Origin of the sequence: Streptomyces sp. MBT65 (genome assembly GCF_016612545.1) — a bacterium.
In the GTDB taxonomy this organism is placed as follows: domain Bacteria; phylum Actinomycetota; class Actinomycetes; order Streptomycetales; family Streptomycetaceae; genus Streptomyces.
In genome coordinates, this window is the sequence record NZ_JAENRY010000065.1 from 1 (window position 1) to 24,633 (window position 24,633).

The window sequence follows — 24,633 nt, forward strand, 5'->3', positions numbered from 1 at the left end:
GAGCGGATCCTCCGACCCGACGGCCAGGGCGGTCGTGGAAGCTGTGGTGGAAGCGTTCATGGTGGTGGTACGTCCTTTTGCTAGGGGGTGCAGTAGCGGGTGCTGTCGTGTGCGGCGGTTTGGCCGGAGAGCAGGTGGCCTGCGCCGGCCGAGAACTCTGCGCCGATCGCGGGCACCGGGATGTTCAAGGGGATTGCGGCCGCCCGGGGCGGGCGGTCAGACAGAGGAGCCGCCGTCGACGTTCCAGGTGCTGCCGGAGACGAACCGGGCTTCGGGGCTGGCGAGATAGGCGACGGCACTGGCGATGTCGGCGGGCTTGCCGTAGTGACCGACCGTGGTGAGCTGTCTCATCCATTCCGCGGCCGGGCCGGAGTCGGGGTTCATGTCCGTGTCGGTGGGGCCGGGCTGCACGGTGTTGACCGTGATGCCACGCGGACCGAGTTCGCGGGCCAGGCCGCGGGTGAAACCGGCGACGGCGGCCTTGGTCAGGGCGTAGACGCTGATGCCGGGCTGGGGGGGGCGCGATCGGCGCTGACGCTGCCGACGGTGATGATGCGACCCCCTTGCCCGAGGTGGGCGGCGGCGGCCTGGACGGCGCTGAAAACGCCCCGGACGTTGACCGCCATGATCAGGTCGAACTCCTCGAGCGTGAAGTCCTCGATCGGCGCGGCGTAGGTGATGGCGGCGTTGTTGACGAGGATGTCCAGTCCGCCGAAATGCTCCGCGGTATGGCTGACCGCGGCCCGGACGGCTTCGTGGTCCGCGTTGTCCGCCTGGATGGCCAGAGAGCCCGTCGCCCCGGCCACGATGTCGGCCTGTTCCTTGGCGCTGGCGTAGGTGAAGGCGACCTGGGCACCGTCGGCGGTCAGACGGCGCACGATCGCGGCACCGATACCCCGGGACCCGCCCGTGACCAGGGCGGTCTTGCCATCAAGGGGCCGTACGCCGGACTGGGTGGTGCTGGAGCCAACCTGGGTGCTCATGACATGTGCTCCGAATTTCGTCCACTTACTTACGAACCGAACCGCTCGGTTACTATAACCACGATGACACTAACCTGAGCAAGCCGCGGATTCATTCCGCCGCGGCGAACTTTTCCTCAAGGAGACTTCGATGCCCACGACGGGACGGCCCCGGTCCTTTGACACCGACGAGGCGCTGGAGGTGGCGATGCGGGTGTTCTGGGCCGAGGGCTACGAGGGCGCCTCGCTCGCCGCGCTGACCGAGGCCATGGGGATCAACCGGCGCAGCATCTACGCCGCCTTCGGTAACAAGGAGGAGCTTTTCCGCAAGGCCGTCGATCGCTATGTGCAGGGCCCGGGAGCCTTTGTGGCCCCGGCTCTTGAGCTGCCCACCGCCCGGCAGGTCGTAGAGGCGATGCTGCGCGGAGGTGTCAACGCCCACACCCTCCCCGGCTGTCCGCGCGGCTGCCTGCTGGTGCAGTCCGCGCTGGCCGTCGGCCCCGACGGCGAAACGGTCCGCCGCGACCTGGCCGAACGCCGCGAGGCCGGAGTGGCCGCCCTGCGGAAACGGTTCGAACAAGCCCAGGCCGAGGGCGACCTGCCCCCCACCGCCGACCCGGACGCCCTCGCCCGCTACGTGAACACCGTCGGGCAGGGCCTTGCAGTGCAGGCCTCCGGCGGCGCCAGTCCAGAAGACATGCACCGCGTCGTCGACCAGGCCCTCAGCACCTGGCCGAGCAGCTGAAGCCTCGCGACGCCGGCCGACCGGTCTGCGCGTGCGAACGGATCCGAGCGGTCTGACGTGTCCGGTCGTTGACCAGGTCGAGGCGACGGGCGGTCAGAGTGCGCAGGTCGCCGGCTGGCTCGTCGCCGGGCGGCAGGAGGCCAGGATCTTGGCTCATGCGTGCCCTGGCCGACGATGACGAACGCATCCTTCTCGGCCGTCCTGCCCGGGCCGCGGCAGGCGGCCGACGCGTAGGTGTGCGGGCCTCCCCGTGAGGGTGGGTTCACAGCCGTGTCGCGGCGGTGGGACGCCGCGACACGATCTGGGTTCGGCGAGTCGGCAGAGCCGGCGCGGTGTCAGGCGCGGGGGAAGCCTTCGGAGTCGAGGCGGAAGACGAGCTCGGCCTCGTCGCGCTTGCTGGTGTGCAGTTCCCAGTAAAGAGGGGTGATCTGCTCGGGCCTGGCCGCAGTCGAGGACGCGCACGTCGGGCGGCAGAAAGCCCACGACATCGCTGTAGTAAACCGCGGCTGCCTTGGCGCGGGTCAACCTGTCGTCCCCGATCAGCCACTCGTATACGTCGGAAAGCGCCCCATAACCAGCCACCGCGATAACCTCCATCACTCGACGCGACGCGGGCTGGACCAGGCCTGCGATTCGGACCTTGCGCCTCGCACTGAGCCGGGTCGTGTCAGCGAAGCATGGAGGAGGACCCAACCACTTCCAGCCGCTGGCACTCCACCGGATTTCGTGGGAAACCGCGACGCGCCGCACCGACGCAGGTCCCCACTCCACCGGCGCCCCAACGGCCACGATGGGGACCGCGGCCGGCAAGCGCGCGTTCACTGCGGAGCGCTTTAGGCGCCATTTCAGTTGGCTGGTCTGCGGTGACGTATGAGGGTCGCGGCGATGGTGGTGAAGGCGAGGAAGTGTTCCGGCTTGCGTTCGTAGCGGCGGTGGAGTCGGCGGCATCCGGACAGCCAGGGCACGGTCCGTTCCACGACCCAGCGGTGTCGGCCCAGGCGTCGGGACGACTCGACGCCCTTGCGAGCGAGGCGGTGTCGGATGCCGCGGGAGGACAGCCATCGTCGCAGGTGTCGGTAGTCGTAGCCCTTGTCCCTGTGCTGTTTGCCGGGCCTGCGACGGCGAGGGCCGCGGCGTGAGCCGATGGGCGGGATGCCGCGGACCAGTGGGGCAAGGGCCTGGCTGTCGTGGAGATTCGCGGCCGAGATGCCGACCGACGGAGGCAGGCCACTGCGGTCCACCATGAGGTGGATTTTCGAACCCTTCTTGCCGCGGTCGGTCGGATTCGGTCCCGTCAGCTGCCCCCTTTGAGGGCCCGGACACTGACGGAGTCGATCGCGCACCTCGACCAGTCCAGATCGCCCCGGGCACCGAGTTCGTCCAGGACCAGGCGGTGGAGCCTGGCCCACACACGGGCCTCACTCCATTCGCTGAACCGGCGGAAGGCGGTCACTCCCGACAGCCCAAAGCCCGGTGGCAGTTGGTTCCAGGTGCAGCCCGAAGTGGCCACGAAGATGATCGCGGTCAGCACCTCACGGTTTCCTCGGCGACGATGCCCTCCGCCCTGCGGGCGTTCTGGAGCCGGCGGAACCACCCGTTGGAACAAGTCCCACAGGTCATCCGGCGCCAACCGTTCGACAAGCGCAGCAGCCATCACCCCGGACTGCCGCAAGATCACACCAACTGAAATGGCGTCTAACTGGGAGTCTCCCTGGGGCGCCGCCCGGCAAGCGGCCGACGCCGTCATGGCCCGGCACGTTCCCTTCCTGCTCCGGCCCGTCCATGCAGGCGCCCAGCAGCCCGACCAACGCCGTCCTTCTGGTGCCGCCAGGCCCTCAGCCCGGCAGAGTGGTCGGCCGGGTTCTGTTCCTGCACTACTTCCGACTCCTGTATGTCGGTCCCCGCCAATGGTCCACCCAACCGTGTCCGCCGCCGGAAGCGGTCCGGGCAGACATGCGTTCGCGATCACCAAACCTATGGGCTGGCCGCCGTCGACCACCTCGGACTGCGCCGCCGTGGGCCGCTGAGACGTCGCCGAGGTTGCCTGGCGTGAACATTCCTAGGGCGAGGACCGTAGGCCGTGGGCACTGGGTTCTCCTGAGCCGATCGTGCGGTTCTCGGACCCGGTGCGGCACAAGATGTGCACCGGGTCGTCGAACAGTGCCACACCGCGGCGATGGATTCCTCGGAGTGAGGTCCAACCGGTGGCGTTGTCGACGGACGTCCGCCACGCCGTCGACGCGCACTGCGAGCCGAGGCCGCCAACTCAGGCGGCACCCGAGCCCGTTCGCGTGGGGCCTGCCATCGCGCGGTAACGGCGGCGGGCGGCGGGGCCTCGGGCAGCACAAGGATCGACGTCCCCCGGGACGACGTATTACTGGAGCATGCGGCAGACGAGGCGACCCCAGGTGCCGGGGCGGCGTCATCAGTGACGCAGATGCCCAGCGCACGGCCGGAAGCCAGGGTCAGCCATGCTTCTCCTGGCCGCCGGCTCGTGTGCTGCCTGGTCCTTGGGACGGCACGGTCTGCCGGCCGCACTCCGGGCCGCCCCGGGATCGCGTTCAGCCTGCTGTGACACGGGAGTTGACCCGCCGCATCCAGTCCCGGTCGGTGTGCCACATGGGGTGGTGCGGGGCCGCGTTGGAGGTCAGGACGATGCCCTGGAAGCCTGCGGCGAGGCAGCGGTCGATGACGAACTCGGCGATGTCCTTGCCGACGGCGTCCTCTTCGAAGCGGGTCAGGAGTGGGGTGTATCCGACGACGCTTTCGCCGAGGACGGCGGGGATGCCGCGCTGGCGGGAGAACTCGGCGACGGAGTCGACCCACCCGGCCAAGGTGTCCCGCATGGCCTGCCGGTGTGCCGGATAGTTCTCGTAGAGCCACAGGTCCCAGCGGTCGGGGTCCACCCAGTCGTGTGCGTAGAACAGTTCGCGGGGGATCCCGGTGGCGGCCAGTCGCCAGGGTTCGTCCGGCTGGTAGTCGGTGAAGGCGGGCGCGTCGGGGCGCAGCATGGCGGCCAGTTCGGGGGTCGGCCACGTGGTGGTCTCGGGCGCCGTTTCGGTGCCGTGGCCGAGCCCGACCGCTTCGTACAGCGCGCCGAGGACGCCGTAGACGTAGAAGTGGAAGTGCGCGATCTGGGCCTGTTCGGGCAGGTCGTCGAGCTCGGCGGGCCAGGGCTCGCCCAGCGAGTAGGTCACGGGGACGGCGGGGTGGCGCGCCCGCAGGAGCTTGACGGCGCGTTCGAGCGGGCCGCGCAGCCGGGCGTAGTGGCCCGCGGTGCCGTCGGCCGGTACGAGGGAGCAGTTGTCGACCTCGTTGTGCACTTCGACGTAGGCGACGCGGTCGAGCAGTCCGCGCTCGTCGACGAAGTCCAGCAGGTCTGCGAGCGATTCGGCCACCGCTTCGGCGCGGTCCGGGCCGGGAACCTCGGCCAGGGCGCGGTGCCACGTATCGGTGTCGGCGAAGCTGGGGGACTGCTGGTACTCCCACGAGGACACGATCACCTTGCAGTCGTGCCGGGCCGCTGTCTCGAAGAGTTCGACGAGCCGTCGGCGGCCGTCCAGAGGATAGCCGCCGCGGACGTTGTACCAGCGGGTGCGCTGCCCGAACTGCTCGCCCAGACCGCGGACTTGGAGGCTCTCCGGGGCGGGGACGCGTCCGGAGAACAGCAGGAAGGGCATGGCGCAGACGCGCACGGTGTTGAAGCCCCGCTCCACCGTCTCGGCGAAGGCGCGGTCGAGGTCGGCGAAGGGCTCACCGGGTCCTGCCTGCGTGTACCAGCTGAAGTCCCACAGGGTGATGGCCAGGCGGCGCGCGCCGTCGGGCGTGGTGGCTTGCTGCGATGCGGAGGTCATGGGGTCACCCGTCGTTCGTGTGCGGAAGGGCGCCGTCGGCGGCTCGGCGGCACCACGCTAGCTCAATTCATTATTTATGAATAATCCTTGACGACGGTGGCGGGCTTGTCCAGGCTGTGGGGCGGACGAACACGTACGTGCCTCAAGGAGCCGCCCGTCATGACCGAATCCATCCATCCGTCCCGGCGCACCGTCGTCACGGCATTCGGCGCCGCCGCCTTCGTCGCCCTGCCGGCCTGGCCGGCGACGGCGCGAGCGGCAGACGGTACAACCGTGGCCGCCGCGAACGGCCCGGTGCTCGACACCCACCCGGCCACCGAGCCCTCCGGCACCCATGTACGGGATGTCGGCGGGACCAACGTCGTCTTCCAGTACGGCACAGTGCTCCCCGCCTTCGACGGCTGGCGTACCCACGAGTCCACGCGCGACTACCTGTCCCTGGACAAGCGCTGGCGCTTCCGCTTCGACCCCGAGGACCAGGGGCTCGGCGAAGGCTGGCAGTCCCCGCGCCACGACGACAGAGCGTGGGACCGCATCGACGTCCCGGCTGCCTGGGACCTGCTGGACACGCCGGACTTCGGGTCGGAGACCGCCCCCTTCGGTCAGGGCACGGCGTTCAGCGACGGCTACGCCTGGTATCGGACCACCGTCGACGTACCCGCGTCCTGGCGTGCCCGACACGTACGCATTGCCTTCCTGGCCGCCGGCTACAGCGCGGAGGTCTGGGTCGACGGCACGCATCTCGGCAAGCACGAAGGCGCCAACTCGCCCTTCGCGCTGCCGGTTTCGGGGGCGCTGCGGCCCGGAACGCGGCAGACGATCGCCGTGCGGGTCTTCCGCCGGGCGAGCTACACGGACTACACGGCCTCGACTCCGCAGCCGGTCACCGACGAGTACGAGGTGCCGTACAAGCCCGTCGACTACTGGCCCTACGCGGGGCTGACCCGCTCGGCCTGGATCGAGGCGGTCCCGCAGGTCACCATCGCCAAGCTGCTCGTGGCCGCAGCGAATGGGCGTCTTGAGGTGCACGCGGTCGTCGAGAACCACGGGACCTCCGACTTCGACGGCCGGCTCACGCTGGATCCCGGCCGGGCCAGCGGCGGCCGGCCCACCGTCGTCGCGGCCCGGATCGCCGCCCGGTCGGCAGGCGTCGTACGGGTTGTTCTCCGCGTACCCGGTGCCCCGCGATGGAGCCCGGCCTCGCCGCACACGCTCACCGCCCGCGCCACCCTGACCGCCGGGCACCACGCCGGCCCGCGGGTGGACACACTGTCCACCGTGTACGGCATGCGCGAACTGACCGTCGACGACGCGCAGTTGAAGCTGAACGGCAAGCCCGTCTTCCTCAAGGGGCTCAACTGGCACGAGGAGACGGCCGCGCACGGCAGGGCGATGACACCGGCCGAGTACGACCGCGAACTGGGCCACATCACGAAACTGGGCGCCAACTTCATCCGCAACTGCGTCTACAACCGCCACCCCTACGTCTACGACTGGGCGGACGAGCACGGCGTACTGGTGATGGACGACATCGACACCATGTGGCTCAACACCGCTCAGGAGAAGCTCCAGACCGAGCGCTACGGCCTCGCCCGCGCCCTGGCCCTGACGATGGCGTGGAACCAGCACAACCACCCCTCGGTGATCCTCTGGGGACTCCAGAACGAGTCGGAGATCGACGCCCAGGGTGCCCCGGTCTACCGGGCCTGGCTCGCCGACCTCAAGGCGGCCGTGAAGGCGGTCGACCTCACCGCCCGACCCGTGACCTGGGCGTCCAACACCAGCAACGATCCCGCCTTCGACCTCGCGGACGTGATCGGGTTCAACGAGTACTTCGGCTACTTCTACGGCAAGGACGCCGACCTCGGCCCCACGCTGGACGCCGTGCACGCGAAGTACCCCGACAAGCCGATCCTGATCACGGAGAACGGCACCTGGTCCGTGGCCGGCACCCACGGCCCCGGCACCACGCAGGGCACCGAGGAATGGCAGGCGGCGAGCTTCACCGCGCACTGGGCGCAGGTGACCGCGCGCAGCGAGTTCGTCGCCGGTTTCACCTACTGGGTCCTGAAGGACTACAAGGAGCGGGCCGGCTACAACCAGGCCTACAACGGCATTTCAGTGATGGGTCTGCTCACGTTCGCCGAGGAGCGGCCCAAGCTCGTCTACGACGCGTTCCGCACGGCCGCCCGTCCGAAGGGCCGGTGACCCTGCGGAACGCGGGCCGGTGAGTAGGGGAGGGGCGAACTGCCCCTCCCCTTTGTGTTGGCGGCTTGTTCGGCTTTCTACGGCTCGGTCAGTACGGCTACTCCGGCCACGGGCAGCGTGATGCGGTCGATGGACGTCCTCCCTGGGGTCAGGGCGTCGGACATCGGCTCGGGGAGCCCGATCTCGACCTCCTCCTGACCATGGTTCAGCAGGAAGACGAAGCGTCCGCCGTCGTCCTCGCGGACGGTCGCCTGGACGTGCTCGGGAAGCCCGGGGAGTACGGGCGCGACGGACGCCGTACGGCACACGTCGTCGGTCAGGGACCGCATGGCCTCCGGTCCGAGACGCGTGGCGACATACCAGGCATGTCCCTCGCCGAAGGAGTGCCGGGTGACGGCCGGCTGCCCCGCAAGATGTCCGGAGTCGAACTCGACCACCGTCTGGGCGCCTTCGGGTATGAGGGACTCCGACCACAGGTCGGCGCGGCTGACTGTGCCGTCCGCGTGCCGGACGTCGACCGTCTCCTTCTCCGCCAGCGGCCAGAACTCCTCGACGCGAAGGCCGAGCACCTCGCGCAGTGGGGCTGGGTATCCGCCAAGGTGCACCCGGTCGCAGTCGTCGACGATGCCGGAGAAGAACGACATCAGCAGGTGGCCGCCGCCGCGGACGAACTCGGTGAGGCGTTCGGCGTCCCGTTCCTTCAGCAGGTACAGGTTGGGCGCGACGACGAGGCGATAGCCGGACAGATCCCGGTCGGGGGGTACGACGTCGCAGGCGATGCCGGCTTCGAACAGCGGGCGGTAGTGGGCGAGCGCGATGTCCATCTGGCTGAGCGCGGTGGACGGGTGCGAGTCCAGCTCCAGGGCCCACCAGCTGTTCCAGTCCAGCACCAGGGCGACCTTGGCGGTCGAGCGGGTGCCGGCGATCTGCGGCACGGAGGCCAACTCCCGCCCCAGCTCGCGCACTTCGCGGAAGATGCGGGTGTCGGTGCCGCCGTGCGGAACCATCGCCGAGTGGTACTTCTCGGCACCGCCCCGGGACTGGCGCCACTGGAAGTACAGCACCGCGTCCGCGCCCTGAGCGATGGCCTGCCAACTCCACAGCCGCATCCGGCCCGGCGGCTTGGGTCCGTTGCGTTCACGCCAGTTGACCGCGCTGGGCGCCTGCTCCATCAGCATCCACGGCTGTCCCGCGCGGGCGGAGCGGGTGACGTCGAAGATGAACCCCGCCGCGACACGTGTGTCCTTGTCGTGCGGGTCCTGGTAAACGTCGACCGAGACGACGTCCTCCTCGGCGGCCCACCGGAAGGCGTCGACGGGCTTGTGGACGCCGATGAAGTTCGTCGTGACGGGAACGTCGGGGGTGATCCGGCGCAGGACCTCCTTCTCCGCCAGGTAGCACTGCAGCAACGCGTCGTCGGAGAAGCGGGCGAAGTCCAACTGCTGGGCGGGGTTGGGAAAGGTCGGTGCAAGCCGCGGCGGCAGTATCTCGTCGAAACTGTCGTAGTGCTGCGCCCAGAAGGCCGTCGACCAGGCGTCGTTGAGGGCTTCGACGTTGCCGTAGCGCTCGGACAGCCAGCGCCGGAAGTCGCTCGCCGACTCGTCGCACCAGCACTGCGGGGTGTGGCAGCCGTACTCGTTGCCGATGTGCCACAGCTCCAGCGCGGGATGGTCGGCGTACCGGGTGGCCAGCTGCTCGACCAGACGCGCGGCGTACTCGCGGTACACGGGGCTGGAGGGGCAGTAGTGCTGGCGTCCGCCGGGCCACATGCGGCGGCCGTCGGCGGTCTCGGGGAGGATCTCGGGGTGCAGCCGGGACAGCCAGGGTGGCGGGGACGCCGTCATGGTGGCCAGGCATACGGCCACGCCGGCCCCGGCGAGGTTGTCCATGACCCGGTCGAACCAGGTGAAGTCGTACTCGCCGGGCCTTGGTTCCACCTTGGCCCAGGAGAAGATCCCGGCCGTGACCATGGAGACGCCGGCCTCCTTCATCAGCGCGACGTCCTCGGCCCACACCTCCTCCGGCCACTGCTCAGGGTTGTAGTCGCCGCCGAAGGCGATCCCGGCCGGGCGCAGACGCCGTCGGTTGTCGATCGGTACTGAGGGTGCTTGGTACATGCCGGTCAGTCTTGAAGCGCCATCGCCAGACAGTCAAGATGTATTCATAATTAATTGAAACATCTGAGGCGGGGTGAGTACGGGAGGGGAGAGGCGCGTGATGACGGAATGCCGCAGGACGACGGGGTGCGTGCGCTGTGACCTCGGCCGCAGGGTCCACGTCCATCGCCTGACGACACGGCGGTCCAGGCGGCGCCACGTGGCATGGGCGCCGACCCTGGTCTGCGCCGGCAGCCTCGTCGAGTACGGCTGTGCGCCGTGCGAAGTCGCGCATCGGGCGGGTGAAGAGATGCTCGACGATCCACCGCTCGGGCAACGCCAGGAAGCCACGCAGGTCGCTGCGTGTGGCATCGCCAACGCCAGTGCGAGCAACCGGACATGGGCACTCAAGGGTGGCGACCCTCGACATTGGCTCAAGCCTGGAGTGGGACGGCGACTTGGTCCGTCGCGAGGGGCGGGACCGTCCGGTCCGGCGGCGTCAGCCCTTTACGCTGCCCTCGGTCAGACCGCTGCGCCAGAAGCGCTGCAGGGCGACCATGGCGATCATCAGGGGGACGACGGAGACGAAGGCACCTCCGACGGTCAGTTGGTAGAGCTGTGGTTGGCGGTCGGCGAAGGACTGCCACGAGGTCAGGCCGAGGGTGATGGGATACAGCTTGGAGTCGGACAGCATGACCAGTGGCAGGAAGTAGTTGTTCCAGATGCCGACGAACTGGAAAAGGAAGATCGTCACCAGGGCGGGGGTCATGATGCGCAGAGCGACGACCGTGAAGATACGGATCTCTCCCGCGCCGTCGATGCGGGCTGCCTCCAACAACTCGTCCGGTATGGATGCTGCGGCGTAGATCCGGCACAGGTACACACCGAAGGGACTGACGAAGCTCGGCAGCAGCACGGCCCAGTAGGTGTTGGCCAGGCCCGCCTTGCTGAACAGCAGGTACATGGGCAGCGCGAGCGCCGTGGCAGGGATCAGGACGCCACCCAGCACGACGTTGAAGATCGTGTCGCGGCCGGTGAAGGAGAACTTGGCCAGCGCGTAGCCGGACATCGCGGCCAGAAGTGTCGCCACGCCTGCGCCGACGCCCGCGTACAGCAGGCTGTTGAACGCCCAGCGAAGGTAGATCGCGTGGTCGTAGGTGACCACTTGGTGCAGGTTGCTCAGGAACTGGGGATGGGAGAACCACAGTCCGAAGCTGCCGAACAGGTTGCCGGTGGACTTGGTCGAGGCCACGGCGAGCCAGTACACGGGGAGCAGGAAGTACCCGGCGGCGGCCACGAGAAGGCCGGTGACGAGGATGCGACTGCGCGTGGTGACCCCGGTGATGCCGCCGCGCGGTGTCGTGCTGTCGTCGGAGGCCGGCGACTCGGCACTCGGCGGGACTTCGCGGGCCGGTGTCTGGAGACTCACGCGTCCTCACCTCTCTTGTTGATCAGCCGCAGGAATCCGAAGGAGAGCGCGAATGCGGCGAGGGCGAGCAGCACTGCTTCGGCGGCGGCGAGGTGGTAGTTGTCGTTGGTGAACGCCTCGTTGTAGGCGCTGAGGTTGGGGGTGTAGGCGCTGTCGATGCTCGATGAGACGGGCTTGAGCACCAGCGGCTCCGCGAACAGTTGCAGCGTGCCGATGATGGTGAAGACCGTGGTGAGGATCAACGCGGGGCGCAGCAGCGGCAGTTTGACGTGCCGGACCGTCGCCCACGCGCTGGCGCCGTCGATGCGGGCGGCCTCGTACAGCTCCGCGGGGATGGTGCGCAACTGGGCGACAAGAACCAGGACGTTGTAGCCGGCGAACTCCCAGGTGACGATGTTCGCGATGGACCACAGGACCGTGTTTCCGCCCAGGAGGTCGACCGATATGCCCAGGTGGTGCATGCCGTCCACGAGCGGGCTGACTCCCGGAACGTACAAGAAGCCCCACAGGATGGACGCGATCACCCCCGGAACGCCGTAGGGCAGGAAGAAGGCGGCGCGGAAGAACCGCACGCCTCTGGCCGAGGCGCTGTCCAGCAGCAGCGCGAGCCCGGCGGACAACGCGACCATCACCGGCACCTGGACGGCCGCGAACAGCAGTACGCGGCCGATGCTGCGCACAAAGGCGTGGTCGGACAACGCGTCGGAGTAGTTGCGCAGCCCTACGAAGGCGGTGTGGCTGCCGCCGAGTCCCAGGGCTCCGGTGTGCTCGACATCCATGACGCTCTGGTAGACGGCGTAGCCGATGGGGACGGCGAAGGTCAGTAGGAACAGAAGGAGGAATGGCGCGACGAAGGCGACGGGCACCAGGTTTCTGCGGCGGCGGGGCGCTCGGGTGGACATCAGGATTCTTTCTGGAGTCCGGAGGGGAGAACGGCGGCGGCCGTGTCGCGCCCTCCGGAGGCGGTCACTGGCCGGTGGAGACCTTCAAGCCCTTCCTCTTCAGGTCCTCGACGGTCTGCTTCTGCGCCTGCTGGACCGCGGAGACGAACGTGCCCTTGCCGGCCAGGGCGGCCTGGAAGCCGTCGTTGAGGTGCTGGTAGGTGGCGTCGATCGTCGGTATCCACTTCCACGAGGTGTCGATGCTCTTGTCCGCCTGCGCGAAGACCTCGTTGTACTTCTGGTCTCCGAAGAACTTCGACGGCTTGTCCAGCGAGGAGCCCTTGTACGCGTCGGCCCCCGCGGGCCAGCCGTATCCGCCCTGCAGCAGCAGGTCGACGCTTGCCGGGTCGGTGTTGAGCCACTCGGCGAACTTCAGGGCCTCGGGGGTGTGCTTGGCGCCCTTGAGGACAGCCGTGGAGGATCCTCCCCAGTTCGCGGACACGTTCGCGCCCTTCGTCCACTGCGGCATGGGTGCGACGGCCCATTTGCCGGTGGTCTGGGGAGCGTTGCCGCTGATGATGGCGTCGCCCCACTGGGCACTGACCCACGAGGTGATGGCACCGGTCTGCAGGTCCTTGTACCAGCCGTTGGCGAAGTCGGGTTCGGTCTTGATCACTTTCTCGCCGCGCAGCTTGTCCCAGAAGGCGGCGACCTTGAGGGTCTGCGGGGAGTCGATGTTCACCGTCCAGGTGTCGCCGTTCACGCCGAACCACTTGGCGCCGGCCTGCCAGGCGAGTGCGGTGAACCAGGCGGAGTTTCCGGCGGGGAAGGTGCTGATGTAGGCCTTCGGATCGGCGTCGTGGATCTTCTGCGCGGCCTGGGCGAACTCGTCCCAGGTGGCGGGCGGCGCAATGCCCCATTTCTTGAACAGGTCGGAGCGGTAGAACAGGCCCATCGGGCCGGACGCCTGGGGGATCGCGTAGACCTTCGAGTCGAAGACTCCCTGCTGCCACTGCCAGTCCACGAACTTGGACTTGTCCTTGTCCGCGCCGTACTGGGACAGGTTCACCAGGCCGTTCTCCAGCAGGAACGAGGGGATCTCCTGGTATTCCACCTGTGCCAGATCGGGCGCGTTGCCGCTCTTGAGCGCGGCGCGCATTTTCGCGTAGCCGCCGCTGCTGCCCGCCGGGATCTTCTCCAGTTTGACGTGGATGTCCGGGTGGGTGGCGTTCCACTTGTCGACGGCTTTGTCGACGCCGGGAACCCATGACCAGAAGCGCAGGTCGACCTTCTGGCCGGGCTTGGCAGGCGCCTGGGCTCCCTTGTCCTGCGAACTGTTCGAACCCCCGCAGGCGGAGATCACCAGGGCGGTGGCGGCAAGGGTCGCTGCGAGTGCGCCCCGGCTTCTGCGGAGGTGTGTGGTGCGGCTCATGGGAGGAGGTCCTTCCTCGCTTCGTGCTGAAACGTGCCTGTTGCTGCCGGTCAGTCTCGGAGCGGCATTGCCACCTCGTCAAGATATATTCATAATTAATTGAAACAGCTATGGTGGGTGCGCGCAGCAGTCATCAGAGGGGAGACGCACGCGATGACGGAGTGCCGCAGGATGGCGGGGCGGGTGGCGGTGATCACCGGCGCAGCGCACGGGATCGGCGCCGCCACGGCACGAAGGCTGGCGGACGAGGGCGCGAGCGTCGTGGTCACGGACGTGGACGACGCAGCGGGCAAGGCGCTCGCCGCAGGCATCGGGGAGAGCGGCGGACGCGCGGAGTACGTACGGTGCGATGTGACCTCGGCCGCCGATTGGGAGAACCTGGCCCGCCATGTCGCTGAGCACCACGGGCGACTGGACGTACTGCACAGCAACGCCTTCGCCCAACTCAACAAGCCCGCCCACGAGTTGAGCGAGGCCGAGTGGGACGGTCAGATGGCCGTACTGCTCAAACCGGCCTGGCGCGGGATGAAGACCTTCGCGGCCATGCTGCGCCAGGCGTCGGGGTCCGTCGTGCTCACCTCCTCGGTGCACGCGGTCATCGGCATTCCCGGCCATGCCGCCTATGCCGCCGCGAAGGGTGCGTTGTGCTCGCTGGGGCGGCAGTTGGCCGTCGAGTACGGGCCGGACATCCGGGTCAACACCGTGCTTCCCGGGCCCATCCTCACCGCCGCGTGGGAGGGCATACCGGAGCCCGACCGGGCGCGCAGTGTGGCGGCCACGGCGGCCAAGCGCTTCGGGCAGCCGGAGGAGGTGGCCGCCGCGGTCGCCTTCCTCGCATCGGCGGACGCCTCCTATGTGACCGGAGCCAGCCTCGTGGTCGATGGAGGATGGAGCGTCATGAAGGAGTCCTCGTGAGCACCGCGCACCTCGCGGTATGCCGTACGAGGCCTCCGCGAACAGCACCGAGACGGAAACGGAGAACCTGGTGAGCAAACCCGGTAGGGGGCTGCACGGCCAAGCGGTGGAAGAACTGGGCCGGCGCATCATGCGCGGCGACTACCCCCCGGGCACCGTGGTGGACCCGGCCAAGTTCCAGACCGAACTCGGCGTCAGCCAGACCGTGGTGCGCGAGGCACTGCGCGTGCTGGCCGCCAAGGGCCTGCTCGAATCACGGCAGAAACGCGGCACGACCATCCGGCCCCGCGCCGACTGGAACCTGCTCGACAGCGACCTGCTGCGCTGGCAGGGCAGCAGCGCTCCCACCGACGGCTTCCTGGGGGACCTCGCCGAGGTCCGCGCGATCGTCGAGCCCGCCGGAGCCCGGCTCGCCGCCACCCGCCGAACCCCGGCCGACCTGGACACACTGCGCCAGGCACTCGACGCGATGGCGGCGGCGGGCACGGACGCGGACGCGATGGTCGAGGCGGACCTGGCCTTCCACCGCGCCCTGCTGGACGCCGCGCACAACGAACTCCTCAGCCGGATGGAGGTCGTCATCGAGGCAGGCCTGCGCGTGCGCGACCGGATCGTGCACGGCGCCCGGCACTTCGCCGACTCCATCCCCGTGCACCAGAAACTGCTCGACGCCGTCGAAGCCGGCGATCCGGACGCCGCCGTGGCCGCCGTCGAGTCACTCCTGGCCCAGGCCACCGACGACCTGGCAGCCGTACAGGCACGGAAAGACAAGGAAGACCGCGCCGACGACGTCGCGACCGACCCGCCGCCGAAGGAAACTCCTTGAAAATAACCGGACTTGAGACGTTCCTGGTGGCTCCGCGCTGGCTGTTCCTGCGCGTCGCCACCGACGAGGGCGTCACCGGCTGGGGCGAGCCACTGATCGAGGGACGCGCCGAAACCGTACGCGCCGCGGTCCACGAACTCGCCGACTACCTCGTCGGCCGGGACCCGCTGCGTATCGAGGACCACTGGCAGGTGCTCACCAAGGGCGGCTTCTACCGCGGCGGCCCCATCCTCTCCAGCGCCGTCGCCGGCATCGACCAGGCCCTGTGGGACATTGCCGGCAAGACCTACGGCGTCCCGGTGCACCGCCTCCTCGGCGGCCCGGTCCGCGACCGCGTCCGCATGTACGCCTGGATCGGCGGCGACCGCCCCAGCGAGGTCGCCGAGTTGGCCGAGGAACAGATGAAGGCCGGCTTCACCGCAGTGAAGATGAACGGCTCGGCCGAACTCGCCCCGATCGACACCCCGGCACGCACCGCCGAGGTCGTCGCCCGCGTCGCCGCCGTCCGCGAAGTACTGGGCGACGAACGGGACATCGCCGTCGACTTCCACGGCCGGGCCTCCACCGCCATGTCACGCCGCCTGCTGCCCCTGCTCGAACCGCTGCACCCGCTGTTCGTCGAAGAACCCGTCCTGCCGGAACACTCGGGCCACCTGCGCAGCCTGGTGGAATCCACGAGCATCCCCATCGCGACCGGCGAACGCCTCTACTCCCGCTGGGACTTCCGCGAGGTCATGACGAGCGGCATCGCCGTAGCCCAGCCCGACCTGTCCCACGCCGGCGGCATCTCCGAGGTCCGCCGCATCGCGGCCATGGCCGAGACCTACGACGTCACCGTGGCCCCACACTGCCCCCTCGGCCCGATCGCCCTGGCCGCGAGCCTCCAGATCGCCTTCTCCGTACCGAACTTCCTCATCCAGGAACAGAGCATGGGCATCCACTACAACCAGCAGTGCGACCTGCTGGATTACGTGATGGATCCCGAACCCTTCCGGTTCCAGGGCGGGTACGCCGTCGCCTCCACCCGTCCGGGGCTGGGCATCGAGATCGACGAGAAGGCGGTACGCCGCGCTGCCGAGATCGGACACCGCTGGCGCAACCCCGTATGGCGCGGCCGGGACGGGGCGTTCACCGAATGGTGACCACCGTCAGGCCCTCGCACCCCACGCACAAGGAGACCTTGCTCCCATGAACCTGGTGGAATCCCTACGAGCCCACCGCCTGTTGGCAATCGTGCGCGGCAAGGATCCTGCCGCGGCCCTGCGCACCGTGGTCACCCTCGCCGAGGAGGGGATCACGACCGTCGAGGTCTCACTGACCACCGCCGACGCGCTGTCTGTGATCAGGCAGGCGCGCGCCGAACTGGGCTCCGACGCGCTGGTCGGCGCCGGAACAGTGCGCTCGGCCCGGGACGCCGATCGCGCCGTGGACGCCGGCGCGTCCTACCTCGTCACCCCGGCACTGGTCGACGGGCTGGAGGCCTACGGCGTACCCGTGCTGATGGGAGCCCTGACGCCGAGCGAGATCGAACTCGCCCTCGCACGGGGAGCCGCCGCGATCAAACTCTTCCCCGGCTCCCTCGGCGGACCCGGCTATCTGCGTGCCCTACGAGACCCCCTCCCCGAGGTGCCGTTCGTGCCCGTCGGCGGAGTGGACGCGCAGGCCGCCCGCGACTACCTCGACCTGGGCGCCCTCGCCGTCGGCGTCGGCTCACCCCTCGTCGGGGACGCGGCCGACGGCGGAGACCTGGACCAACTCCGCGCCCGCGCCGCCGAGTTCCGCAAGATGACCGCACAGGAGACGATATGACGACGCCGGAACACCAGGCCCCGCCCGAAGTCGTGACCTTCGGCGAGACGATGGCGGCGCTGCGCGCCCACAGCGCCCTGCGGCTCGGCGGCAGCCTCGGCCTGTCCGTCGCGGGAGCCGAGTCCAACGTCGCCATCGGCCTCGCCCGGCTCGGGCACCGGGTGCGCTGGGTCGGCAGAGTCGGCGCGGACGAACTCGGCGCGCTGGTCCTGCGCACGCTGCGCGCCGAAGGCGTCGACACCGACCACGCGGTCACCGACGACACCGGTCGGCCCACGGGACTGCTGCTGACCGAACCCCGCCTGGGCACACTCACGCGCGTCAACTACTACCGTGCGGGTTCCGCGGGCTCGGCCCTCTCACCGGCGGACATACTGCCCGCGCTGGCCTCGGGCCCCCGCGTCCTGCATCTGACCGGCATCACGCCGGCACTCAGCGTGACGGCGGCCGAGACCGCGCTGGCCGCCGTCACGGCCGCCCGCGACGCGGGCATCACCGTATGCCTCGACGTCAACTACCGCTCCCGGCTGTGGACTTCGGACTGCGCCCGCACAGCGCTCCGGCCGCTGCTGGCCCACACCGACCTGCTCATCGCCTCCGAGGACGAGCTGCCGCTGATGCTGGAATCGCCCGGAGCGGGCGAGGCCGAGGCCGTGCAACGCATCCTGGCCGCCGGCGTGACCGAGGTGGTCATCAAACGCGGTGCACGTGGTGCGACCGCTTTCACCACCGACGGGGCGAACGACTGCCCGGCGCGAGAGGTCGGCGCGGTCGACCTGGTCGGTGCGGGCGACGCCTTCGTGGCGGGATACCTGTCCGGACACCTCCACGGCGTGGACATCCCCGCCCGGCTGTACCGAGCCGTCACGACCGCGGCCTTCGCCGTCGCCACCCGGGGTGACTGGGAGGGCCTTCCGACACGGGACGAACTCGGCCTGTTCGACCAGCCCGAGGGCACGACCATTCGCTGACCTGGAGTACTGATCATGGCATCTACGTCAGCGACGGCGGCGATCGTCGTAGACGGAGCGTACGAACTCGCCGAGGGCGGTCGCTGGGTCGACGACCGGTACGTGTACGTCGACATCCTCAGCGGTCGGCTCTTCGAACTGCGCGACGACACCGAACCGGCGGCTGTGCGCCAACTGGCCCGGCTCGACGTGCCGTTGGGAGCCGTCGCGCCGGTCGGCGACCGTCCGGGAGCGTGGATCGCCGCCGCGGACACCGGCATCGCACTGCTCACGCCTGACGGCACACTCGAATGGCTGGACCGGCCAGAGGACCGCACCCCGGTCCCCAGCCGGATGAACGACGGCGTCGCCGACCCCGCCGGCCGCTTCTGGGCGGGCAGCATGGCCTACGACGGCACCCAGGGCGCGGGCTCGCTCTACCGAATGGACCCTGACGGCACGGTCGTACGCGTTCTCGAGGGCCTGACCATCGCCAACGGACCCGCGTTCACCGCCGACGGCACGATCATGTACCTCGCGGACACGGCCGCGGGCACCGTCTTCCGTTGCCGCGTCGACCCCGTCTCCGGCGACCTCGGCGGCCTGGAGACCTTTGTCCAACTGCGTGATGGCGAAGGCAGCCCGGACGGAATGACCGTCGATGCCGAAGGCTGCTTGTGGGTCGCGATGTGGGGCGCAGGCGCGGTGCGTAGGTACCACCCCGATGGCCGCCTGCTCCACACCGTGACCGTCCCCGCACCACACCCCACTTCGGTGTGCCTGCATCCCAGCGACAATCGCCTCTACGTCACCACGGCCCGATATGGGGTGAAGAACCCGACCGCCACCTCCGGCGCGGTGCTCAGTCTTCCTGTACCGGTCGGGGGAACGGCGGCCTGCTCCTGGCGCGGCCGCCGCTGAAACCCTCATCCCTTGATCGCTCCGGTGAGAACACCGGTCCTGAAGTGCTTCTGCATGAACGGGTAGACGACGAGCAGGGGGACGAGAGTGAGCACGACCACGGCCATCTGCAAGGACAGTGGAGCGGTCTCGGCGTGGGTGTTGCCGAAGCCGCTGTTGACGGAGCCCGGTAGCCCGTTGCCGCGGTTCACGTAGGTCAGCAGCACGTACTGCAAGGGCCATTTCTGGCTCTCCGTCGGCATGTAGAGCATGACGTTGAAGAAGGCGTTCCAATAGCCGACGGCGTAGAAGAGCGTGATGACCGCGGTGACGGCGCGGGAGGTCGGCAGGACCACCGACCACAGGGTCCGCCAGTCGCCGGCTCCGTCCATCCGGGCGGCGTCGATGAGTTCCGCCGACGTGCCTGCGTAGAAGGAGCGCAGCACAAGGATGTTGAAGACCGACACCGCGCTGGGCAGGATGAGGGCCCAGTACCGGCCGTAGCCGCCGAGGCCGGTGACCACCAGGAAGGTGGGGATCAGGCCGCCGCTGACGAACATGGTGATGACCAGCAGCGTCAGGATCGGTCTGTGTCCGTAGGAGCGGGCGCGGGACAGTCCGTAGGCGCACAGGACGGAGACCGCCATCGAAACGGCTGTCCCGACCAGTGTGATGCCGAGGCTGACCAGCACGGCGGTACGCACGGTGGGGTCGGCGAGCATCTCGCGGTAGGCGGAGGCGGTGAGCCCGTCGGGCCAGACCACCAGGCCGCCGGCCCGGTTGATGGCGGCCTGGGTGGAGAAGCTGGTGACCACGATGATCCACAGCGGTACCAGTACGACCGCGGCGACCAGGGTGAGAGCGGCGCTCTTGCTCGTGGTCGTGGCGGCCGTCGGTTGTTCTTCCCAGACCGGGCGTCTGTCGCTGCGACGTTGCCGTAGGGGAATGGCAGTGCTCATCGGCGGTACAACCCGTCCTCTCCGAAGACGTGCGCGAGTTTGTTCGCGCCCCAGATCAGCAGCAGCGAGATGACGCTCTTGAAGAGCCCCGCGGCAGCTCCGTAGCTGTAGTTGTTGGTGGCGATGCCGTAGTAGAAGGAGAAGGTGTCCAGCACGTCGGCCGTGTTGTGGCCCACGGCCGCGCGTTGGAGCAGGAGTTGCTCGAAGCCCACGGTGAGCGCGTTGCCCAGGCGCAGTACCAGCATCAGGACGATCACCCCGCGCATCCCGGGCAGCGTGATGTGCCACATGCGGCGCCAGCGGCCGGCCCCGTCCACAGCGGCGGCCTCGTACAGGTGGGTGTCGATCGCGGCGAGTGCGGCGAGGAAGACGATGATGCCCCAGCCCGCCTCCTTCCAGACCGCCTGGAAGGTGACCAGCAGGGCGAACGTGTGCGAGTTCGTCATGATGTCCCAGGTGCCGGCATCGTGCTGCCGCAGGAACTGGTTGAGCACGCCCGCCCCGCCGAGCATCTGCTGGAAGACCGTGATCGTCAGCACCCACGAGAAGAAGTGGGGGAGGTAGACGATCGACTGGATGAGGTTGCGCAGCCGTTCGCTGAGCACGGTGTTGAGCAGCAGGGCGAGGACGATCGGGATCGGGAAGAAGAGGATGAGCTGGACGAGGCTGAGGTAGAGCGTGTTCTGCAACGCCCTCCAGAACAAGGGGTCTTGGAGGAGGGTGGTGAACTGGTCCAGCCCGGCCCACGGGCTGTGCCAGACGCCGACGAGGGGGTCGTAGTACTGGAAGGCCGTGATCAGGCCGAAGAGCGGCGCATAGTTGAACACGACGAGCAGCACGACGGCCGGAATCGTCATGATGACAAGGGACTTGTCCCGGCGCAGCCTGATCCGCCAGTGAAGTCTGACGTGCGCCTGCGGCGGTTGTCGCGTCGGGTTCTTCTCGGTCTTGGGGGAGATGGTGGTGGTCACGTCTGCGCTGTCCTCACTGACCGGTGCCGTACTTCTCCAGGACGTTGGTCGTCAGCCAGTTCCTGAGTCGGTTGCCGCTGCTCTTCCAGGCAGCGACTGCGGCCTGGACGTCGGAGACCTTCTGCTTGCCGTGGCAGCAGTCCTTGATCGTGTCCTCCACGGACTGCGCGGCGTCTGCGGTGGCCAGGGAGGCGGGCAGGGAGATGTTCATGTTCCAGAACACCGGCTTGTAGAGGTATTTGACGTTGGCGGCCTGCCAGGCGGTGAAGTCCCTGGTGACCTGGTCGGCTCCGGGGTTGCTGATCACCTGCGGGCACGAGGCCAGGAACGAGTACGTCTGGGGCTGTACGTACTTCTTTCCCGCGTCGGTGAAGGTGGGGACTCCCTTGACCATGGTGTGGTGGACGCCCTCAACGCCGAAGTTGACCATGGTGTACTCGGCCGAACCGTAGGGGGCGGCCAAGTAGTCGGCCACCGCGAGCAGTTCCTCGATCCGGTCCTTGCCGAGCCTGCGGTTGAGATAGCTGATGACGCCCGTGGAGTTGCCCAGGAACAGGCTCGGCTTGGACGTGCCGTCGCCCGCGAAGATACCGAAGGCCCCGCGCCGGTAGTCCTTGTTCGCGGCCGAACCGGACTGCTGGTCGCTGAGGTTCCACGCGCCGGTGCCACCACCGGAGATGAGGACCTTCCCCGAGTAGAAACGGGTGCTGGCGGAGGCTTCCTGCCCGGCCAGGGCATCCGGGTGCATGAAGCCGGACTTGGCGAGCTTGTAGTGCCAGTCGAGGGCGTCGAGGAACTCCGGGGTCTCGTACTTGTTGATCAGCTTGCCGTTCTCGACTTTCCACTTGTTCGGCACACCCCAGAAGGGAAAGAGGTACGTCCACACGTCGTCGAACGCCCAGACGCCGCGTTTGGCGTCGGTCAGCTCCTTGCCCAGCGCGAACAGGTCGGCCGCCGAGGTGATCTGGTCGGCGGTGATTCCCTTGGCGTCCAGGACGTCGCGGCGGTAGAAGGTGGTGCCCGCGACGACGCAGCTGCTGGAGTAGGACGGGATGCCGTAGATCTTGTTGCCCCAGGCGCCCGCCTGCCAGGCGCCGCTGGGGATGGCGGCGAGGTTCGGATACTTCTTTATCTTGTCTCCGGCCAAGTACGGTGTGAGGTCGGCGAGTTGGGTGCCGGCCAGGCCGCCCGTGTTGAACCCGGAGTTCCACCAGGCCGGCAGCTGGATCCAGTCGGGCAGCTTCTTGGCCGAGGTCATTGTGGGGATGATGGTGAGGTAGTTGTTGCCGTCGGTGGGTTTGATCGTGAGGTCGATACCGAGGGCCTTGTTCATGGCCTGGTAGAAGGAGTTGCCGGGGGAGGGGACGGTTCCCCACAGCGGAGTGACGGCGGTGTAGTGGCCGCCCTTGCCCGGAACTCCCTTGACCGTCCTGGCCTGTTGGGCGGGGTAGGTCAGGAAGCCGGGGTCGGTCGCGATGTCGGCGCCGCCTGCGACGGACGGGATGTCCGGCTTGAGCGACTTGTTGGGCTCGAAGGACGGGAGTGCGGCTTTGAGTCCCTTCTTCGTGCTGGCTCCGCCGGTGCTCTGACCGCCGTCGCCGCACGCGGACAGCAGTGGCGCCATCGCGGCGGTGCCGGCGACGGCCGCGGCCGTGCTCAGAAGGGTTCTGCGGTTCATGTCGAAAGTCATGGGTGGGCTGCTTTCGCCGGTGAGATGTGAAGGGGGCTGTGACGTCGTCGGAAGCGCTTCGACGACGGGCCCGTTGGGAGGCCGGGACCGCGGTGGACGAGGTCAGGCGGTTGTGCCGGTGACGGAGCTGCCGGACTTGGTGACGTGGTACGTCACGGAGGCACCGCTCCAGAAGTGGAAGGTGAGCGTCACCCGGGAGTCGTCCTTCAGCGAGGCGAAGAACTCGGACGTCAGCTTGATCGAGTCATCGGTGTAAGCCGAGAAGGCGGTGTCCCACTGCTGATAGGGAGTCCAGCTCGCCGGGCCCGCGTTGCTCCCGTCGTCGTACCTGGCCTCCATGGTCGCGAGCCTGTCCCCCCGGAACGCGGTGGGGACGCTCAGGCCGGTGGTGTCTCCCGAGGCGTTCGCCAGGACCGGAGTGTCGTACGTGATCACGTCGATCCGCCACGGAACACCGCGGGAGAACCGGGCTTCCAAGGATGCGGCGACCCCGTACGAGCGGTCGCCCGCCAAGTGGCTGAGCGTGGCGGCCGTGAGCGTGAGTTGGTCGCCGGAGACGGTGTAGTCCTTGCCCCGCACGAGGTTGCGGGAGCCGTGGCGCAGACCCTGGAAGTCGGTGCTGTTGGTGTTCAGGGTGAGCGTCTGGTTCGTGATGGCGGTGGACTTGGCGAGGAACACCGTGTCGCTGGAGGCGGTGCCCGAACGTGTGGTCCAGCTGGACTTGATCTGAGCGAACAGCTCCTGGTCCCGCCATTGCAGGGTCTCGCGGTTCAGGAACTGGCCGGCGTCCCACAGCATGGTGGTGAGCTTCCGCCGGCGCGCGTAGTCGCCGAGGAAATCGAAGTACTTGAGCTGCTCACCGCGTTCGATGATGCCGGGGCGGTTGTGGTCGTAGGCGAGCAGGGCGTACTCCCCGATGATGACCGGGATGCCGCGCGCGACGAGGGTGTTGTACGCGCGGTCGAAGGTGTCGGTGAGGTCTTGTTCCGCGGTGGCGTCGAACCTGGTGTAGCCGGCGATGTTCACGCTGAACGGCCACCAGCCGTAGAAGTGGATCGTCGTGGCGATCATGGGATCGTGCAGGGAGCTCAGTTCGGCGGCCAGTGCGTCGAGTCGGCCTTGGTCCGCGTTCGTGTACAGGGTGGGCAGCACGAGCAGACGGTGGGTGTTCTCGCCGCCGGAGTCACGGACGATCGTGTGGAAGGCCCGGTTGAGTTCGGCCAGCAGCCGGTAGTTCTCGTCGTCGCCCGAAGTACCGCTGAACGTCGGCTCGTTGATGCTCTCAAACGCCAGTCTCGGCGGTTCGTCGCGGAACTCCGCCGCGATCTGGGCCCAGGTGGCGTCGTAGCGGGCGAGCACGGCGTCGTGATCGGTCGAGAGGTTGTTGACCCACATCCATGAGTCGTGATGCATGTTGAGCAGCACGTACAGGCCTTCGTCCAGCGCCATGTCGGCGACTTGGCGGACTTTCGCCATCCAGGCCGGGTCGATCGTGTAATCCGGGGCGGAACCCTGGTGAATGCCCCAGGTGACGGGCAGTCGGATGCTCTTGAACCCCTGCGACCTGACCTTCTTCAGCAGGGCCCGGGTCACGGGCGGGTTGCCCCAGGACGTTTCGTCGGGGATGGCGTCGTAGGTGTTGCCCAGGTTCCAGCCGGGCTGCATGGCCGCCACCGTGCTGCGGGCGGCCGGGGCGCTCGGCGGCGGGGCGGGCGGATCGTCAGCTTGTGCGGTGGCGGGTAACAGCGGGAGCAGGACGATCGCCAGGAGCAGCGCCGTCAGCCTCCGCCGAGGTCGCGACGGCCGGCGCCGTCGCATGAGGAATCGTGTCCGTCTCCCTGTCATCGCGTGCACCTTCCGGTTGGGGCGGCGCAGACCCTGGCGGGTCCCTGTGTCGGACGCGCTCGGCCCATGGGGGATCGGCCTCGTTGCGACCGAGTCGTACCGTGGTGAAGGAAACTTTCGCGCTATGCGGCGGAGAAGTTAACATGAAGATGTGCTCAGGG

General features: G+C 68.5%; 21 protein-coding genes and 1 pseudogene. 8 read left to right on the plus strand and 14 right to left on the minus strand.

Going from position 1 to position 24,633, the window contains the following annotated elements; all coding sequences use genetic code 11:
* Positions 1 to 216 precede the first annotated feature (216 nt).
* Complete coding sequence (locus tag JHN63_RS54685; protein WP_374222920.1) at positions 217 to 504, minus strand: SDR family oxidoreductase; 288 nt, start codon at positions 502 to 504, stop codon at positions 217 to 219.
* Positions 486 to 983, minus strand: coding sequence for an SDR family NAD(P)-dependent oxidoreductase (locus tag JHN63_RS54690; protein WP_374222919.1), 498 nt, complete (start codon positions 981 to 983; stop codon positions 486 to 488). Before JHN63_RS54690 ends, JHN63_RS54685 begins: the two co-directional genes overlap by 19 nt.
* 130 nt (positions 984 to 1,113) lie before the next feature.
* On the opposite strand from JHN63_RS54690, the gene JHN63_RS17030 reads away from it, so the two are divergent.
* On the plus strand, positions 1,114 to 1,707 hold the full coding sequence (locus JHN63_RS17030) for a TetR/AcrR family transcriptional regulator (RefSeq protein ID WP_200681911.1): 594 nt from the start codon (positions 1,114 to 1,116) through the stop codon (positions 1,705 to 1,707).
* A gap of 335 nt (positions 1,708 to 2,042) precedes the next feature.
* On the opposite strand, the gene JHN63_RS17035 is transcribed toward JHN63_RS17030, so the two are convergent.
* The 4 genes and pseudogenes from JHN63_RS17035 to JHN63_RS17045 all read right to left on the minus strand — a co-directional run bounded on the left by JHN63_RS17035 (position 2,043) and on the right by JHN63_RS17045 (position 5,561).
* A complete protein-coding gene (locus JHN63_RS17035) occupies positions 2,043 to 2,195 on the minus strand; it encodes a hypothetical protein (protein ID WP_234477201.1) in 153 nt (50 codons plus the stop codon).
* Positions 2,152 to 2,304, minus strand: a pseudogene (locus tag JHN63_RS52715) (SAM-dependent methyltransferase); the annotation flags it as partial. The pseudogene JHN63_RS52715 and the gene JHN63_RS17035, both read right to left, overlap by 44 nt.
* Positions 2,305 to 2,552: 248 nt before the next feature.
* A protein-coding gene (locus tag JHN63_RS17040; protein WP_200681912.1) for an IS5 family transposase occupies positions 2,553 to 3,361 on the minus strand; the annotation gives its coding sequence in 2 pieces (ribosomal slippage) (positions 2,553 to 3,011 and positions 3,014 to 3,361; 807 coding nt in all).
* A gap of 907 nt (positions 3,362 to 4,268) precedes the next feature.
* Positions 4,269 to 5,561 (minus strand): cellulase-like family protein, encoded by a 1,293-nt coding sequence (locus tag JHN63_RS17045; protein ID WP_200681913.1) that lies wholly within the window; start codon positions 5,559 to 5,561, stop codon positions 4,269 to 4,271.
* A gap of 159 nt (positions 5,562 to 5,720) precedes the next feature.
* On the opposite strand from JHN63_RS17045, the gene JHN63_RS17050 reads away from it, so the two are divergent.
* Positions 5,721 to 7,769 carry a glycoside hydrolase family 2 protein gene (locus JHN63_RS17050; protein WP_200681914.1) on the plus strand — a complete coding sequence of 683 codons (2,049 nt, stop codon included), beginning with the start codon at positions 5,721 to 5,723 and terminating at the stop codon, positions 7,767 to 7,769.
* Positions 7,770 to 7,846: 77 nt separating this feature from the next.
* Here JHN63_RS17050 and JHN63_RS17055 read toward each other — a convergent pair whose 3' ends face one another.
* The 4 genes from JHN63_RS17055 to JHN63_RS17070 form a co-directional block, all read right to left on the minus strand.
* Positions 7,847 to 9,886: a beta-galactosidase gene (locus tag JHN63_RS17055; protein ID WP_200681915.1), complete on the minus strand. Its 2,040-nt coding sequence runs from the start codon at positions 9,884 to 9,886 to the stop codon at positions 7,847 to 7,849.
* A 478-nt stretch (positions 9,887 to 10,364) separates the two neighbouring features.
* The gene (locus tag JHN63_RS17060; RefSeq protein ID WP_200681916.1) at positions 10,365 to 11,294 is read right to left on the minus strand and encodes a carbohydrate ABC transporter permease; all 930 of its coding nucleotides are present in this window, start codon (positions 11,292 to 11,294) and stop codon (positions 10,365 to 10,367) included.
* Positions 11,291 to 12,196, minus strand: coding sequence for a carbohydrate ABC transporter permease (locus JHN63_RS17065; RefSeq protein WP_200681917.1), 906 nt, complete (start codon positions 12,194 to 12,196; stop codon positions 11,291 to 11,293). The genes JHN63_RS17060 and JHN63_RS17065 overlap by 4 nt, the downstream gene beginning before the upstream one ends.
* A 64-nt stretch (positions 12,197 to 12,260) precedes the next feature.
* Entirely contained in the window at positions 12,261 to 13,607 is a 1,347-nt protein-coding gene (locus JHN63_RS17070) for an ABC transporter substrate-binding protein (RefSeq protein ID WP_200681918.1), read from the minus strand.
* A 171-nt stretch (positions 13,608 to 13,778) separates the two neighbouring features.
* Between JHN63_RS17070 and JHN63_RS17075 the strand changes: the two genes are divergently transcribed.
* The 6 genes from JHN63_RS17075 to JHN63_RS17100 all read left to right on the plus strand — a co-directional run bounded on the left by JHN63_RS17075 (position 13,779) and on the right by JHN63_RS17100 (position 19,028).
* The gene (locus JHN63_RS17075) at positions 13,779 to 14,522 is read left to right on the plus strand and encodes an SDR family NAD(P)-dependent oxidoreductase (protein WP_200681919.1); all 744 of its coding nucleotides are present in this window, start codon (positions 13,779 to 13,781) and stop codon (positions 14,520 to 14,522) included.
* 67 nt (positions 14,523 to 14,589) lie between these two features.
* Complete coding sequence (locus tag JHN63_RS17080) at positions 14,590 to 15,348, plus strand: FadR/GntR family transcriptional regulator (RefSeq protein ID WP_200681946.1); 759 nt, start codon at positions 14,590 to 14,592, stop codon at positions 15,346 to 15,348.
* A complete protein-coding gene (gene dgoD / locus JHN63_RS17085) occupies positions 15,345 to 16,490 on the plus strand; it encodes a galactonate dehydratase (RefSeq protein ID WP_200681920.1) in 1,146 nt (381 codons plus the stop codon). Before JHN63_RS17080 ends, dgoD begins: the two co-directional genes overlap by 4 nt.
* A 46-nt stretch (positions 16,491 to 16,536) precedes the next feature.
* Positions 16,537 to 17,157, plus strand: a complete 621-nt coding sequence (locus JHN63_RS17090; RefSeq protein ID WP_200681921.1) for a bifunctional 4-hydroxy-2-oxoglutarate aldolase/2-dehydro-3-deoxy-phosphogluconate aldolase — start codon at positions 16,537 to 16,539, stop codon at positions 17,155 to 17,157.
* On the plus strand, positions 17,154 to 18,128 hold the full coding sequence (locus tag JHN63_RS17095) for a sugar kinase (RefSeq protein WP_200681922.1): 975 nt from the start codon (positions 17,154 to 17,156) through the stop codon (positions 18,126 to 18,128). Before JHN63_RS17090 ends, JHN63_RS17095 begins: the two co-directional genes overlap by 4 nt.
* A 15-nt stretch (positions 18,129 to 18,143) precedes the next feature.
* Complete coding sequence (locus JHN63_RS17100) at positions 18,144 to 19,028, plus strand: SMP-30/gluconolactonase/LRE family protein (protein ID WP_200681923.1); 885 nt, start codon at positions 18,144 to 18,146, stop codon at positions 19,026 to 19,028.
* Positions 19,029 to 19,033: 5 nt separating this feature from the next.
* Here the strand turns inward: JHN63_RS17100 and JHN63_RS17105 are convergent, their stop codons facing one another.
* The 4 genes from JHN63_RS17105 to JHN63_RS17120 all read right to left on the minus strand — a co-directional run bounded on the left by JHN63_RS17105 (position 19,034) and on the right by JHN63_RS17120 (position 24,445).
* On the minus strand, positions 19,034 to 19,966 hold the full coding sequence (locus JHN63_RS17105; RefSeq protein WP_200681924.1) for a carbohydrate ABC transporter permease: 933 nt from the start codon (positions 19,964 to 19,966) through the stop codon (positions 19,034 to 19,036).
* On the minus strand, positions 19,963 to 20,937 hold the full coding sequence (locus tag JHN63_RS17110; protein ID WP_307781906.1) for an ABC transporter permease subunit: 975 nt from the start codon (positions 20,935 to 20,937) through the stop codon (positions 19,963 to 19,965). Before JHN63_RS17110 ends, JHN63_RS17105 begins: the two co-directional genes overlap by 4 nt.
* A gap of 13 nt (positions 20,938 to 20,950) precedes the next feature.
* The gene (locus JHN63_RS17115; RefSeq protein ID WP_200681925.1) at positions 20,951 to 22,615 is read right to left on the minus strand and encodes an ABC transporter substrate-binding protein; all 1,665 of its coding nucleotides are present in this window, start codon (positions 22,613 to 22,615) and stop codon (positions 20,951 to 20,953) included.
* Between the two features lie 114 nt (positions 22,616 to 22,729).
* A complete protein-coding gene (locus JHN63_RS17120; protein WP_234477204.1) occupies positions 22,730 to 24,445 on the minus strand; it encodes a cellulase family glycosylhydrolase in 1,716 nt (571 codons plus the stop codon).
* Between the last annotated feature and the right edge of the window lie 188 nt (positions 24,446 to 24,633).